This window comes from Nonomuraea indica (assembly GCF_002850745.1).
Taxonomy (GTDB): domain Bacteria; phylum Actinomycetota; class Actinomycetes; order Streptosporangiales; family Streptosporangiaceae; genus Nonomuraea; species Nonomuraea indica.
Genome location: NZ_PJOK01000115.1, coordinates 1 through 873, shown reverse-complemented (window position 1 = coordinate 873; position 873 = coordinate 1). Strand labels below are relative to the sequence as shown.

Below are 873 nucleotides of genomic sequence, written 5' to 3'. Positions count from 1 at the left end.
TCTCGAGCACCTGGCCGACGTTCATCCGGCCGGGCACGCCGAGGGGGTTGAGGATGATGTCGACCGGGGTGCCGTCCTCCAGGAACGGCATGTCCTCGACCGGCAGGATCTTGGAGATGACACCCTTGTTGCCGTGCCGGCCGGCGAGCTTGTCACCGTCGGTGATCTTACGCTTCTGGGCCACGTACACGCGGACCAGCTCGTTGACACCGGGGGGAAGCTCGTCGCCCTCCTCGCGGGAGAACACGCGCACCCCGATGACCTTGCCCTGCTCGCCGTGCGGCACCTTCAGCGAGGTGTCACGGACCTCGCGCGCCTTCTCACCGAAGATCGCGCGCAGCAGCCGCTCCTCCGGCGTCAGCTCGGTCTCGCCCTTCGGGGTGACCTTGCCGACCAGGATGTCACCCGGCACGACCTCGGCGCCGATGCGGATGATGCCGCGCTCGTCGAGGTCGGCCAGCACCTCCTCGGAGACGTTGGGGATGTCGCGGGTGATCTCCTCGGGGCCCAGCTTGGTGTCGCGGGCGTCGACCTCGTGCTCCTCGATGTGGATCGAGGACAGGACGTCGTCCTGCACCAGCCGCTGGGACAGGATGATCGCGTCTTCGTAGTTGTGGCCCTCCCACGGCATGAACGCCACGAGGAGGTTCTTGCCCAGCGCCATCTCGCCGTTGTCGGTGCAGGGACCGTCGGCGATGACCTGGTTGACCTCGACGCGGTCGCCCTCGGCCACGATGGGCTTCTGGTTGAAGCTCGTGCCCTGGTTGGACCGCTTGAACTTGGCCACCCGGTAGGTCGTCCGCGTGCCGTCGTCGTTCATGACGGTGACGTAGTCGGCGGAGACCTCCTCGACCACACCCGCCTTCTCGGCGC

The 873-nt window shown here is 67.4% G+C and carries 1 pseudogene; it reads right to left on the bottom strand.

Features of this window, described 5'->3' with window-relative positions:
- Positions 1 to 873, bottom strand: a pseudogene (locus CXR44_RS38695) (DNA-directed RNA polymerase subunit beta); the annotation flags it as partial.